Annotated in this window: 12 protein-coding genes; 4 read left to right on the forward strand and 8 right to left on the reverse strand. The window is 30.7% G+C overall.

The window, feature by feature from the left end; all coding sequences use genetic code 11:
- Positions 1-7: 7 nt before the first annotated feature.
- The 3 genes from rimK to pheS form a co-directional block, all read right to left on the reverse strand.
- Positions 8-1399 carry a 30S ribosomal protein S6--L-glutamate ligase gene (rimK, locus tag Q4487_RS10815; RefSeq protein ID WP_303542064.1) on the reverse strand — a complete coding sequence of 464 codons (1392 nt, stop codon included), beginning with the start codon at positions 1397-1399 and terminating at the stop codon, positions 8-10.
- Positions 1400-1470: 71 nt separating this feature from the next.
- Positions 1471-1866, reverse strand: a complete 396-nt coding sequence (locus Q4487_RS10820; RefSeq protein WP_013620728.1) for a hypothetical protein — start codon at positions 1864-1866, stop codon at positions 1471-1473.
- Positions 1867-1889: 23 nt separating this feature from the next.
- Complete coding sequence (pheS, locus tag Q4487_RS10825; RefSeq protein ID WP_034646745.1) at positions 1890-2909, reverse strand: phenylalanine--tRNA ligase subunit alpha; 1020 nt, start codon at positions 2907-2909, stop codon at positions 1890-1892.
- 119 nt (positions 2910-3028) lie between these two features.
- Between pheS and Q4487_RS10830 the strand changes: the two genes are divergently transcribed.
- The 4 genes from Q4487_RS10830 (at position 3029) to Q4487_RS10845 (ending at position 7185) form a co-directional block, all read left to right on the forward strand.
- Positions 3029-3493, forward strand: a complete 465-nt coding sequence (locus Q4487_RS10830) for a thioredoxin family protein (RefSeq protein WP_303542062.1) — start codon at positions 3029-3031, stop codon at positions 3491-3493.
- Positions 3494-3581: 88 nt separating this feature from the next.
- Positions 3582-3773 carry a hypothetical protein gene (locus Q4487_RS10835; RefSeq protein ID WP_303542060.1) on the forward strand — a complete coding sequence of 64 codons (192 nt, stop codon included), beginning with the start codon at positions 3582-3584 and terminating at the stop codon, positions 3771-3773.
- 60 nt (positions 3774-3833) lie between these two features.
- Positions 3834-4526, forward strand: coding sequence for a GLPGLI family protein (locus Q4487_RS10840; RefSeq protein WP_303542058.1), 693 nt, complete (start codon positions 3834-3836; stop codon positions 4524-4526).
- Positions 4519-7185 (forward strand): carboxypeptidase-like regulatory domain-containing protein, encoded by a 2667-nt coding sequence (locus Q4487_RS10845; RefSeq protein ID WP_303542056.1) that lies wholly within the window; start codon positions 4519-4521, stop codon positions 7183-7185. Before Q4487_RS10840 ends, Q4487_RS10845 begins: the two co-directional genes overlap by 8 nt.
- A 79-nt stretch (positions 7186-7264) precedes the next feature.
- On the opposite strand, the gene Q4487_RS10850 is transcribed toward Q4487_RS10845, so the two are convergent.
- The 5 genes from Q4487_RS10850 to Q4487_RS10870 form a co-directional block, all read right to left on the reverse strand.
- Complete coding sequence (locus Q4487_RS10850; protein ID WP_303542054.1) at positions 7265-9130, reverse strand: SulP family inorganic anion transporter; 1866 nt, start codon at positions 9128-9130, stop codon at positions 7265-7267.
- A gap of 126 nt (positions 9131-9256) precedes the next feature.
- Complete coding sequence (locus tag Q4487_RS10855) at positions 9257-9886, reverse strand: carbonic anhydrase family protein (RefSeq protein ID WP_303542052.1); 630 nt, start codon at positions 9884-9886, stop codon at positions 9257-9259.
- Between the two features lie 245 nt (positions 9887-10131).
- The gene (locus Q4487_RS10860; protein WP_303542050.1) at positions 10132-10407 is read right to left on the reverse strand and encodes a hypothetical protein; all 276 of its coding nucleotides are present in this window, start codon (positions 10405-10407) and stop codon (positions 10132-10134) included.
- Between the two features lie 60 nt (positions 10408-10467).
- On the reverse strand, positions 10468-11220 hold the full coding sequence (locus Q4487_RS10865; protein ID WP_303542048.1) for a tetratricopeptide repeat protein: 753 nt from the start codon (positions 11218-11220) through the stop codon (positions 10468-10470).
- Between the two features lie 2 nt (positions 11221-11222).
- Positions 11223-12998 carry a BatD family protein gene (locus Q4487_RS10870; RefSeq protein WP_303542046.1) on the reverse strand — a complete coding sequence of 592 codons (1776 nt, stop codon included), beginning with the start codon at positions 12996-12998 and terminating at the stop codon, positions 11223-11225.
- Positions 12999-13006: the final 8 nt, after the last annotated feature.

Genomic DNA, 13006 nt, shown 5'->3' on the forward strand with positions numbered 1-13006 from the left:
CTTTTATTTAGTTAGATGTGTAGTTGAGTTTTTTCTCAATAGCTCTAATCATCACATTAGCAATATCTAAACCAGTTGCATACTCTATGCCTTCTAAACCAGGAGAAGAGTTTACCTCTAGCAATAAAGGGCCCTTATTAGAGCGTATAATATCTACCCCAGCAACAGCTAAGTTTAATATTTTTGCTGCTTTAACTGCTAGTTTGCGCTCCTCAGACGTTATTTTAATTAATGATGCAACACCACCTTGGTGAATATTAGCTCTAAATTCTCCTTTTTGAGCTTGGCGCTGCATAGATGCTACAACTTTTCCGTTTACCACAAAACAACGTATGTCTTGGCCGTTGGCTTCTTTAATAAACTCTTGTACCAAAATGTTTGTTTGTACACTTTTAAATGCATTAATAACACTCTCTGCTGCTTTATTTGTTTCTGCTAAAACAACACCTTTACCTTGTGTGCTTTCTAATAATTTTATTATTAACGGAGCCCCATTAACCATACGTATAAGGTCTTTGGTGTCCATTGGAGATTTTGCAAAACCAGTAATAGGAATGTCAATATCGTTTTTAGAAAATAACTGAGAGGCAAATAATTTGTCTCTAGACTGTGTAATTGCTTCTGCTGTGTTTAAACAATACACACCAAGATTATCAAACTGTCTAATTAATGCGCAACCATAAAATGTAACCGATGGCTTAATTCTTGGAATAACAGCATCAAACTTATTTAAAACATTACCACCTCTGTAACGTATTTGTGGCGATTTTGTATCTAGTTTCATATAAGCGTTTTCTACATTTAAAAAAACAACTTCATGACCTCTAGCTTCACCAGCTTCTATAATTCTCTTATTACTATATAAATTAGGATTACTGGCTAATAATGCAATTGTTAACCCCGATTTTTCGGCCATATGAGATGCGTACTTTTTCTGAATTTCTTCTTCAGAAAAATTTTGCATACAATAGCTTTCTGCAGGGTTTACAATGTAGCGTTGGTTTATTGCCTCACGACCTAATAACATACGGTATTCCATAGTGTCTCTGTTGGCAAGCGTAAGCTCTACACTATGTATATTGTTGCCTAATTTAATAGAGGTTTTTACCACTAAGCGTTCCTCAGAAATACCAACAGAACTTTTTACTGTTCTACGGTCTACTAAAGGAGCCTCACAAGTAATGGTTACACTTCTGTTTTCTTGTATAGGGTTTACCTCAAATTTTACCCATTCTTCTACCCCCTTGTTGTAAACTTTTACATTATTAGCTTGTATAGAAGATGTTTTTGCGCCAGAGTCTACACGCGCTTTTATAGCAGGTATTCCTAGTTCTTCAAAAACACACCACTCTTCTCCTCCAATAACTTGTAATTCATCAAACTTAGTAGTATTGCCCATAGGTAAAATTTTTATTTTAAAAAGTGCGAATGTAACTTAAAAACTGACAAATGTATGTTTCCTTAAGGCTATTATTTTGCTAAAACTCCATCCTTATCAATAAGTGGAATTGTAGTTAAATTAGCTTCGTTAACCGTATTTTTTTCAAAAACAAAACGCTTTTCAAAAAGCTTATTATCAGCAAAAAAAGTTACAAAAAACTCGTTGTTTAATTGTAAAACATCTTCTTGTACCATTTCTACTTTAGCATAAGATTTACCATCTAGCTTAGCAATAGAATGTCTCATTGTAGAGGTTATTCTATCATTATCATACCCTTTAGAAACAACCAAAACCATTTCTATGGTTTCTGTTTTGTTGTTAATTACATAAACATTCCACTCTTTATCTAAAAACTCCTTGTTAAACTCGTGTATAATAGCAACGTGTACATCTTTAATCACTGGTATTATGATGTCTTTTTTCATCTATTTATAGCTTTAAGTTGTTTTTACAAAGCACTTTTAAATTGCTCTAAAAAGCGAACATCGTTTTCACTTAATAAACGAATATCTGTAATTTGGTGTAATAACATAGCAATACGGTCTATACCAACGCCAAAGGCAAAACCAGAGTATTCTTCTGGGTCTATACCACAGTTTTTAAGTACGTTAGGATCTACCATACCACAACCACCAATTTCTAACCAACCGGTTCCTTTGGTAATTTTATAGTCAGACTCTGTTTCTAGTCCCCAATACACATCTACTTCTGCACTAGGCTCTGTAAATGGAAAATATGATGGACGCAAACGAATTTTAGATTTTCCAAAAAGCTCTGTCGTAAAAAATTGTAATGTTTGCTTTAAATCTGCAAACGAAACATCTTTATCTATATACAAACCTTCTATTTGGTGAAAAAAGCAGTGAGAACGAGCAGAAATAGCTTCGTTTCTGTATACTCTACCCGGAGAAATTGTACGTATAGGTGGCTTGTTGTCTTCCATATACCTTACCTGTACAGATGAGGTGTGCGTGCGCAACAAAACATCTGGATTGGTTTGTATAAAAAAGGTGTCTTGCATATCTCTTGCTGGGTGATATTCTGGCAAGTTAAGTGCAGTAAAATTGTGCCAGTCATCTTCAATCTCTGGGCCTTCAGAAACATTAAATCCTATTCTAGAGAAAATCTCTATAATTTGATTTTTTACTATAGATATAGGATGCCTTGCACCAATAGACATTGGTTGTCCTGGGCGTGTTAAATCTCCGTAAACACTATCGCTAACCGTTGTGCTAGCTAAAGCATCTTTTAAAGAATTTACTTTTTCTGTAGCAGCGTTTTTTAACTGATTTATAGTTTGGCCAAACTCCTTTTTTTGTTCGTTTGGCACATTTTTAAACTCAGCAAAAAAGTCATTTAACAATCCTTTTTTACCTAAATATTTTATTCTAAAACTTTCTATTGCGTCTAGCTCTGTTGAGGTAAACTCATTAACCAATGCAATATGTTTTTTTATTTCATCTATCATAACACAAAAAAATCCAATACGCGGCAAATTTAGCAATTATTCCTTTATCGAGTTTTATTTAAAAGATTATATGTTATTTTTTATAATTTTTAGTAAATTGTAGCTAAAATCTTAAAGTAATGAAAGTAATTATCTGTATATGTGCATTATTAATGATTAACTTTGTTAATGCCCAGAGCAAAATAATTGATGATTATGGTCCTGTCACAGTCAAGGAGCTCAAGGATAAAGAAGAGTGGTTTAGTCCAATTTATAATTATTATAAAGTAGATTCACTAGAACTTGCAAATATAAAAGAGATTGATAAAATGACTTTTAAAATATTCTTAGGAACTTGGTGTAGTGATAGCAAGGTGCTGGTGCCTAAATTTATTAAAGTATTAGATTATCTAAAGGTCCCAAAGAAAAATATTAAGCTTATAAATGTAAATCATAGTAAAAGTGAACCTAAAAAAATGATAGAGAAATATAATGTTAAATACCTTCCTACAATAATATTTTATAAAGGTGATAAGGAGTTTAACAGAATAATAGAGTTTACTGAAAAATCAATTGAAAAATACTTTATTAAAAGTAAGTTTTAAGATTAAAAAATGTAAGTTTTTTTTGCTTTATTAATACTTAATACTTAATACTTAATATTGAGGATATTAATCTTTAAATTAATTTATTATGAAAATTTTTTTAGTAGCCTCGTTATTTATACTAGGTGTTGGCAGTGCCAACGCAGGAGTAAATGTATTACCGCCAGATTGTCACGAGCTTGCTTGCCAACAAGTTGAACAGTTCGAAACTTTTGGAGAAGCTTCTGCAGATGAAGTTGACTGGGTTTATGAGCAGGCTTATAATGACTGTGCAAATTAATTATTTTATTAGCTGTTGACTGAGTGTCAGTTAACAGCTAATTTTAAAATTTTATAAAATATGAAAAAAATAATATTATTGTTATTTGTTATTTGCTTTTTAGGTTTAAGAGCACAGAAAGGAGAAATAATTTATAAAACAACAATGTTAACTTCAGGGGCTAAAGATCCAACAACTGATTATGCTAAAAAAATTGAAAAAGAGGTTAATATTATGACGTATTCATTAAAATACGATAACAAATATTCTTTTTTTAAAACGATTAAATATGTTCCCTATGATAATTTTATGTCTAAAATAGCGCAGATATATACGCACTCAATTATGGGATGGTACCAAGATGCCACTGAAAAAAAAAGTTTTTATAATAAAAAAATTTTAAAGACCAATTATATGGTAAATCATAATAAAATGGATAATTGGGTAATGAGTGGGGACACTAAAAAAATAGAAGGCTATATTTGCTATAAAGCATCTAGAACTACATTAAATGAAAAAACAGGTAACCCAGAGCTTACAGAAGCTTGGTATACGTTGGATATACCATTGCCTTATGGGCCAGCTGGTTGTGGAGGATTACCAGGTTTGATTTTAGAGTTAAGAAATAAGAGAGTTGTATATTCAGTCTCTAAGTTGAAGTTAAACTCAGAAAAAAATAAGTATAAATATCCAGCACCTTCATTAGAAAACCCTATAAGTATAAAAGAAAAAATAATATTATCTAGAAAAGCAAGAAAGGTAACAGATGATTAAATGTTTAAATTCATTTATAAAATTTGTATTTATTTTTTCTATATTTTCTTTAACCACTTTTATTTATGCGCAACAAGTTAACTTTACTGGTTCTATAAAAAATAAGAGCAATAATCCGTTACAAGGAGCTAATGTTTTGTTATTGCCTAAGAGTAAAAATATATCTCCATCATTTGGTTCTACAAATAAGGATGGGCTTTTTAGTATAAAGGTATTTAGTGATGAGGTTTACGAATTAGCAATAACATTTATTGGTTATGTTACAATAAAGAAAAACATTAAATTCTCTGAAGAAAATTTTGTTAATAATTATGTTTTGGAAGAATCTGTGAATGAATTAGAAGAGGTTGTTCTTAATTATAAACCATCAATACAAATAAAAAAGGATACTACTGTTTATAATGTAGATGGTTTTATTAACGGAAAAGAGAGAAAGTTAAAAAATGTTTTAAAAAAACTACCAGGTTTGGAGGTGGATAGAGATGGTAATGTTTTTTTTAAAGAGAAAAAAGTAAATAAAGTTTTAGTAGAAGATAAGGTTTTTTTTAACGGAAAAACAAAATTAGCTGTAGAAAATATACCTGCAGATGTGGTTGATGAAATACAAATGATAGAAGACCATCATGAAATTAGTTTTTTAAAAGGTTTAAAGGATTCTGGTGACTTGGTGATGAATATAAAATTAAGGGAAAATAAAAAGAAATTTATATTTGGAGATATTGAATTAGGTTTAGGAATAAAGGACAGGTATAGGTTGCACCCTAGTGTTTTTAAATATAGCCCAAAAGTGTTAGTTAATGCCATTGGTGATTACAATAATACCTATAATAGGTCTTTTACTATAAGTGATTATTTTGGTTTTGAAGGTGATGTGTCTAAAGAAAAAATTAATGATATTTTCAATTCTTCGGTAGTTAAGTTTCTTCAAAAAAAGGATTACTATAAAAATAATCATTTATTTGGAGGTTTTAATATACAGGTAAACCCTAATAGTAAAAATGAATTTCGTTTTTTTACATTACAGTTAAAAGATGAGTCTAATTCTAAGACAAATGATCTTAATATTTACCGGACTAATCAATCTATAGAACAAAGAGAACAAGAGTTATATAACGATAATAGTATAAAGCTTGTAAAATTACATTATAAGTATACTCCAGATAAAAATACGGTTTTAAAACTGCAATCTTTTTTAGAGTACTCAAACTTAAAAGGTAACAATACAAATTATTCAAAATCGGCAAATGGTATTTTTGATTATGATAATGGTAATACTTCAACTAATGAAATATTTAATTTTAATGGGTCTTTTAATAAGTGGTTTTCAGAGAAACACACGAGTACAGTAGATTTTAATTATTCTAATAAAAAATTGAATAGTAATGAGTACTGGCAAAGTGATGATAATTTGTTTTTCCAAGAGATTCCCATCGTTGAGGATAACTTTTATAATGTTTTTGGAACGGAAGTTAATAAATTAATTAATTTAGAGTTAGAGTTAAAACATTATTTTAGATTAACAAGAGCGGATCTAGTAACATTTGGATTGTCTAACATAGTAAAGAGTAGGAGTATAATAACTAGTAACGGACAAAAGGAGACAGGTGGTATTAAAACTATTTTTGATGATTATATAAATGATTTTAGGACCAATTTTTTAGAAACAAAATTTAGTTTAGGTTATAAAAGATATTTTGGAAATGTAAGCTTAAATACAAACTTAAATTATAGTAATGTACTTTGGAAAGATGTGATAACTACTGATAATCATAATTTTTTAACAACTAAATTGTTACCTTCTATTTTTATAGAGTGGGAATTAAGTGAAAATAAAAAAATAAAATTGGGTTATTCCAAGAGCATTTCTCCATCAATACCTGTTGATAGGTTACCAAATAGTAGAATATTAGATTTTAATCAGGTTTATGTTGGCAATAAAAATTTAGACTTAAGTAGTCAAGACAGACTTTTGTTTACTTACTCATCATTTAAAAGTTATGGGCTTAGTTCGTATTTTAATGCGGGTTATAGAAAAATAGAAAGAGCATTTACAAAAGAAAATATATTTGATGGTATTTATGGTATAACATCTCCTCTTCAATTAGAAAAAGAGAGTAAAGGTTATGAGGCTTCTTTAAGATTTAAATATAATAGAAGATACTGGTATTTGGCTCTAACAAATAGTTATTATTTAAGAGACACGCCAGTTGTTTTTAATAGTACAGAGGCGAATAGTACAACTAAGAGTATAAACAGTAATTTAAGTTTTAAAACTAATTTAGAAGAATTTCCGAACTTTGAAGTTGAAATTAAAAATGGCTATTTTTTTTCCAAAACTCCTTTTTTTAAAAATAATTCCTATAGCTTAGATTTAGATATGGCTACCGAATATGATTATAATGATTGGAAATTCAAGGCGTATTATATATTTAACTTTTTTAAAAATAAATCTCGTTCTAATTCTACAAATTTTAATCAAATAAATGGGTCTGTGTTTTACAGAAAAGAAGATTCTCCTTGGGAGTATGGGATTGAGTTAAGAAATATAACTAATGATAAAGTAAAAACATCTAACACTAATACAATCAATAGATATTATGAAAGAAGTGTATATGTTTTCCCTATAACAGTTATGTTTAATGTCTACTATAAATTATAACACAAAAAAATCCAATACGCGGCAAATTTAGCAATTATTCCCGTATTGGATTGTATTAATTAATGTTTTGTAGTCACATTTAATAGGTGTCTTTCACATTTTCTTTAACCCAGGCTACAGCATCATCAAAATTAGAGAACAAATGCTCTACAGGAATTAGGTCTGGTATAATGTCTATACGCTCCATCATGTACTTGGGTTGTTGTAATAGATTTACAAAAAGTACGTTTACGTTATTTTTTTTAAGATCTACCAAAACATCTTCCATTGCATACAGTCCGGACTGGTCCATATACTGCATTCTTCCGGTTCTAATAATTACAGTACTTGCCGTACTAGGTATTTGTGAAGCCAACTGTTGAAATTCACTAGTAGAGCCAAAAAACAAAGGACCTTTTATATGTTTAATAAAAACCTCTTCTTTTAAGTTTTTAGGAAAGTTATCTTCATCTTTCCAAGCTTTTTCTTCCAAAAGCGATTTAACATCTGAACGTTTGGCGGTTAAATCGCCTATTTTTTTCATAAACATTAATGATGCAATAACTAGTCCAATACCTACAGCATATACTAAGTTCCATACCGATGATAGTACTAGAACTACAAGCATTATTATTACTTCTGAGCTTACTTTAAGTGGTCCAATTTTTAAATCGCGAGGTAAACTAGGAATAGCTTTTAGTCCTTTATAGTCCATAACTCCAATACCAACGGTAATTAAAATACCTCCTAATACCGCTGCTGGTATTTGAGAGGCAATAGGTCCTAATGCTAATAATACAACTAAAAGAACTATACCTGCAACCATACCAGATAATTTTGTTTTACCACCAGAATTAATATTTACAACCGTACGTATGGTAGCGCCTGCTCCTGGTATACCATTAAAAATTGCTGCAATGGTATTACCAATACCTTGACCAATTAATTCTTTATTAGGCTTGTGTTTAGTCTTAGTCATATTATCTGCAACAACAGATGTTAGTAAAGAATCTATGGCACCCAATAGCGCTAAGGTAAGCGCTGTAAAAATGTAAGGCGTTAAAGATGTTATGCTAAATTGAGTAAATATTGCCATATTAGGCATAGGCATACCTGTAGGTATTTCTTCAATTCGTCTGTATGGCAGTTTAAATATAAATGCTACTCCAGAAACAGCTATAAGTGCCACTAAGGTACTTGGTACGGCAGTTGTAATACGTTTAAAGCCATAAATAATAACAATGGTAGCAATTGCTAATGCAAGCTCTAGCCAATTAATAAATTGTATTGCTCTTGGCAGTACTTTTAAAGAACCTATTACGCCAGATGCTTCTTTTGCAGCTAACGTTTTTGCTTCTTTAAGTGTATCTGCATCTGTAACAGTATTGGCTCTTTTTATGGTTTCTTCAAAGTGATCTAAAACCAAAATACCTTCGCCAGCTTCTTCTTTTAGTATATTTTGCAATATAATTTCTTCTGCTTGCGGTTTAAATTGGTTTACTAAATCTTGATCTTCCTTTGGATAATAGCCAATTGCTGGCAGTATTTGAGTTATTAAAATGATAATTCCAATAGCGGTCATAAAACCAGATACAACCGGGTAGGGTATGTATTTTATATATTTACCCATACCTAATAAACCAAGACTAATTTGCATTAATCCAGCTAAAATAAATACGGTTAATATATAGGGTAAAGCTGTTTCTACATCGCCATCATGAATGGCAATTATACTTGCTATAACAACCATACTTACAGCTGTCATAGGTGCAGTTGGGCCAGAAATTTGTGTGCTTGTGCCTCCAAATAGTGCGGCAAAAAAACTAATAAAAATAGCTCCGTATAAACCAGCTGCAGGGCCAAGACCAGAACTAACACCAAATGCCAATGCTAATGGTAGGGCAACAATGCCTGCTGTTATGCCACCAAAAATATCTCCTTTTATATTAGAGAAAAGATTTTTCATATTATTAAAATGATTTTTAGAACGATTTAATTTTTGTAATTTAAAAAGAACTAACGATTTATAAAATATACAATAAAAATGCTATAACTACGTAAACGTAGTCATTATCATCTTGTAATTTTTGTGCTAATCTAAAAATTTTACTTCTCCAGAATTAATATCGTACATAGCGCCAACAATTTTTACTTCGCCATTCTTTTGCATTTCAGCAAGAACATCACTTTCGGCAACAATTCTATCTATAGTTAATAAAACATTTTTTTCTGCAACATGGTCTACAAAATCTAGATTTTTAGAGTTGCGCAAGCTTTTATCTTTTGGCACAGTAACAGCATTTACTGCTGGCTTAATTTTAGCTAGCATTGCTGTTAGGTTTCCTAATTCTGCATTGTCACAAGCACCTTTTATTGCTCCGCAACTGGTGTGTCCTAAAACTACAATTAGTTTTGTGCCTGCTAGTTTGCAACCAAATTCCATACTGCCTAAAATATCTTGATTTACAAAGTTACCTGCAATACGTACACTAAAAATATCTCCTAATCCTTGATCAAAAATTAACTCTGCAGATACTCTAGAGTCTATACAGCTTAAAATAGTAGCAAATGGAAACTGCCCCTCACTTGTGTCATTTACCTGTTCTAACAGGTTACGGTGGGCTTTTAAATTGTTTTGAAACCTTTGGTTTCCTTCTTTTAAAAATTGCAATGACTTTTCTGGTGTCATTGTAGCTTGTGTTTCTTTTGTATGCGCCTTCATAAAAATAATTAGGTTTTATATAAGTTTAATTTTTAGTTGATTTTATTGAACTAAAAAAGAATTTAAATTTTGATAGTAAATAGCCTATAAATGATCTTAAAAAGCAAACTTATAGCTAGTGAAATTTAAAGCTCTGAAACTAGATTTAGAACTAAAAATATATATAATAATTTTAATTAAAAGTAATGTTTTACTTTTTGGGTGTAGTATGTTTTAGTATTTAATACTAAAAATATAACTAAGGATTAACTTAGCTCTGGAGGTGGTAATAGTAGGTTAAAATGTGGTTTAGAGTAGTTTTTACTACAATAAACAGGTGCAATAGTAGATTTAAATGGATGTAAAAATGTCCAATTGGTGGTAGAAGATATAATCTCTAAAGAATTGCATTCTTCATCTTCACCAGAATTAATTGTTACAGATATTTCTATATTATCATCTAAATGCAAAAGTACAGTTGGGGTAATAATAATACCAACTATTAAAATTGCTAAAAATATGGATGAAAACTTTTTGAACATTATAATTTATAGGAGCGGCAAATGTATAAAATTTAAAATTAGGCGGTAGTAAACTTAAAATTATTTAATTTCTTTTATTTCTTCAGATGAAATCCAGCCGGTTTTACCATCAACTAATTTTATTTTGTAATACTGTTTTAATTCGTCAAGTACAAAAACTTTAGTGCCTTCATGCAGCCTAAATATTTCTTTGCTTCTGGTGTTTGGCTCTTCTAATACCAGAGACTCTTCATTAAAGACAATTGCAGGTCTATTTTGTTTAAAATCAGAAAAGTTTAAGTAAGCGGCTGCAATTGCTATTAACGATAAAACTAAAAAAGTAATACTAAGTATAAATGAAATTCTTTTTTTAGTAGAATAATTAAAAAATTTGAAAGCAATATAAAAAATAACAAACAAAATTATTAGTACAACGCTTAGGTATGCCCATTGGTCAAAATTAAAATAACCAACCACTTTATTGTACATAGTTTTTAGGGTAGTAACCGGTAAAGGGTTAATTACGTCTAAAGTCATATTTTTTGCGTAACCCAAATTATTTTTTATTTCATTATCGTTTGGCTTAAGTAGTAGTGCTTTTTCGTAATAATATATGCTAGGAGCAACCTTGTTTAGCTTGTAATATGAATTGCCTAGATTATAGTATAATTCTGGAGAGTGCTTGCCATTTTCTATTATTTGCAAATAGTCTTTAATGGCAGCATCATACTTGCCATTATTATAAGCTTCAGTAGCTTTTTTAAACAGGTCGTTATTTTGAGAATATCCCAAAAACGAAACGCATAAAACAAGTATAAATAGTATTTTTTTCATAGTTATAACTGTTTATCCATTTGCGAAATTACTTCACTTGCCTTGTTATAATCTTGCTGCATTTGAACATTAGAAAACGGACTATAACGAGCCATTTCACAGTTTTTTAAGAGCGATAAAAATCCGTCTATTGTGTTTTGGTCAATATTTTTTTCGTTTAACAAGTCTGTTATTTTATCCTTACTAAAATCAGATGTTTCAATTTTAAGTTTTGCTTTTAAGTAGTTGTGTAGTGCTTTTTCTAGCGCTACATAAAAAGCATCTTTTTTCCCTAAAGTCTTTTTAGCTGCAGATAAATATTTGCGAGCCAACCTGTTAGCCTTTCTAACTTTGTTGCCAACTACGTCAGAGGCCATAGCTTCTCTTTTGCGGCCTAATAATATTGCTATAGGAATTAGCAATATTGGTAGTAGCAGCCACAAGTAATATGCAGTAGACTTAAAAAAGTAATTGTTGCCAATTGTTGTTAGGTTTGTTTGTGTTTTTATAAAGTTAAATTGTTTTCCTTTTGTTTCTACAACTTGTTTGTTAGGTACATTGTCACTTTTAGCTGTTGTGTCCTCTGTATTTGTAGGTCCTTCTACTACATTTATAACAAGCTCATCTGAGTTAAGAGTGTGGTATTTTTTAGTTTTTGGATTAAAATAGCTAAAAGCAATACTTGGTACTGGGTACTTTCCTCTGTACTCTGGAACAATAGTATAGCTGTCACTAATTTTGCCTTCCATACCAGAGTAAGTTGTGGTTACTTTCTCATCATGTTCTGGATCGTAAACTTCTAGTGAACCAGGTAAATTTAACGTAGGAATGTCAAATAACTTTAAATTTCCTTTACCACTAATTTCAACCTTAGCTTGTAAAGATTCTGCTGCGTTTAAATGAGTTTTGCTTGTTGTTACAAAGAAATTAAAATCTCCCACAGCACCTGTAAAACTTGCTGGTTTGCCTTCTTCTGGTAATGGCTTTACATTAATAGATCTATTACCAGCAGACACTCTTAGGTTTGCTTGCGCATATATTGGGCTTCCAAAAAAGTCTCTTCTTTGGGTTGGTACTTGTACACCAACATCTAATGAAAGTGGCTCTAATGTTAGTTTACCAGTTTTCTGCGGATATAAAACAACGCGTTTTAATATCACAGACCTGTATTCCTCTCCTTTAAATTTATCGTCTTTGGTAGTATATCTCTTTACGGGAATATCTTGACTCCAAAAATTATTGTATTTAGGGTTGTCTACTGCCTGAAAACCAGAAACTTCTATAGAAGGGCTAACATACATTTTATATACAACAGTTATAGCCTCGTTTAAATAAGGGTTGGGTTTGCTAATTTCAGCAACTAGGTGTAGGTTTTCTTGAGCAATATCACTAGCAGATGGCGGTGCGTTAGGGTTTACAACAGCATCTGTAACAGTTATTGTTTTAGCATCTGACTTGTACTCTTGATCATCAATAGTAATTTTTGCAGGATCTATAGTAATTTTACCTTTTGTACTTGGCTGTAAAATATAAGAATATGATAATGAAAATTTACGCTTACCGTTGTTCCAAGATCTGCTAATAGAAGTTGCAGGGCCCATTAGTACAGTAAACCCTTTAAAATTAGGAGCAACAAAGTTATCGCCTTGTTTATTAGTTGTAAATTCTACTTTTAAACGTTCGTTAAGACCTAGTTTTTCTTTACTAAGCTTTACAGAAAATGTAACCTCTTCTTGAGCACTAAGTCCTAGCGTAGTAAAAAGGGTTAATAAATATAATATGTACAGCTTTGCTTTCATGATATGTA

This window comes from Cellulophaga sp. 3_MG-2023 (genome assembly GCF_030546975.1).
Classification (GTDB): Bacteria; Bacteroidota; Bacteroidia; order Flavobacteriales; family Flavobacteriaceae; genus Cellulophaga.

Coding starts and splice junctions, on each gene's coding strand:
- Q4487_RS10860 (WP_303542050.1), bottom strand. CDS start 10,407: ATGTTCAAAAAGTTTTCATCCATATTTTTAGCAATTTTAATAGTTGGT.
- Q4487_RS10830 (WP_303542062.1), top strand. CDS start 3,029: ATGAAAGTAATTATCTGTATATGTGCATTATTAATGATTAACTTTGTT.
- pheS (WP_034646745.1), bottom strand. CDS start 2,909: ATGATAGATGAAATAAAAAAACATATTGCATTGGTTAATGAGTTTACC.
- Q4487_RS10870 (WP_303542046.1), bottom strand. CDS start 12,998: ATGAAAGCAAAGCTGTACATATTATATTTATTAACCCTTTTTACTACG.
- Q4487_RS10835 (WP_303542060.1), top strand. CDS start 3,582: ATGAAAATTTTTTTAGTAGCCTCGTTATTTATACTAGGTGTTGGCAGT.
- Q4487_RS10840 (WP_303542058.1), top strand. CDS start 3,834: ATGAAAAAAATAATATTATTGTTATTTGTTATTTGCTTTTTAGGTTTA.
- Q4487_RS10865 (WP_303542048.1), bottom strand. CDS start 11,220: ATGAAAAAAATACTATTTATACTTGTTTTATGCGTTTCGTTTTTGGGA.
- rimK (WP_303542064.1), bottom strand. CDS start 1,399: ATGGGCAATACTACTAAGTTTGATGAATTACAAGTTATTGGAGGAGAA.
- Q4487_RS10845 (WP_303542056.1), top strand. CDS start 4,519: ATGATTAAATGTTTAAATTCATTTATAAAATTTGTATTTATTTTTTCT.
- Q4487_RS10820 (WP_013620728.1), bottom strand. CDS start 1,866: ATGAAAAAAGACATCATAATACCAGTGATTAAAGATGTACACGTTGCT.
- Q4487_RS10850 (WP_303542054.1), bottom strand. CDS start 9,130: ATGAAAAATCTTTTCTCTAATATAAAAGGAGATATTTTTGGTGGCATA.
- Q4487_RS10855 (WP_303542052.1), bottom strand. CDS start 9,886: ATGAAGGCGCATACAAAAGAAACACAAGCTACAATGACACCAGAAAAG.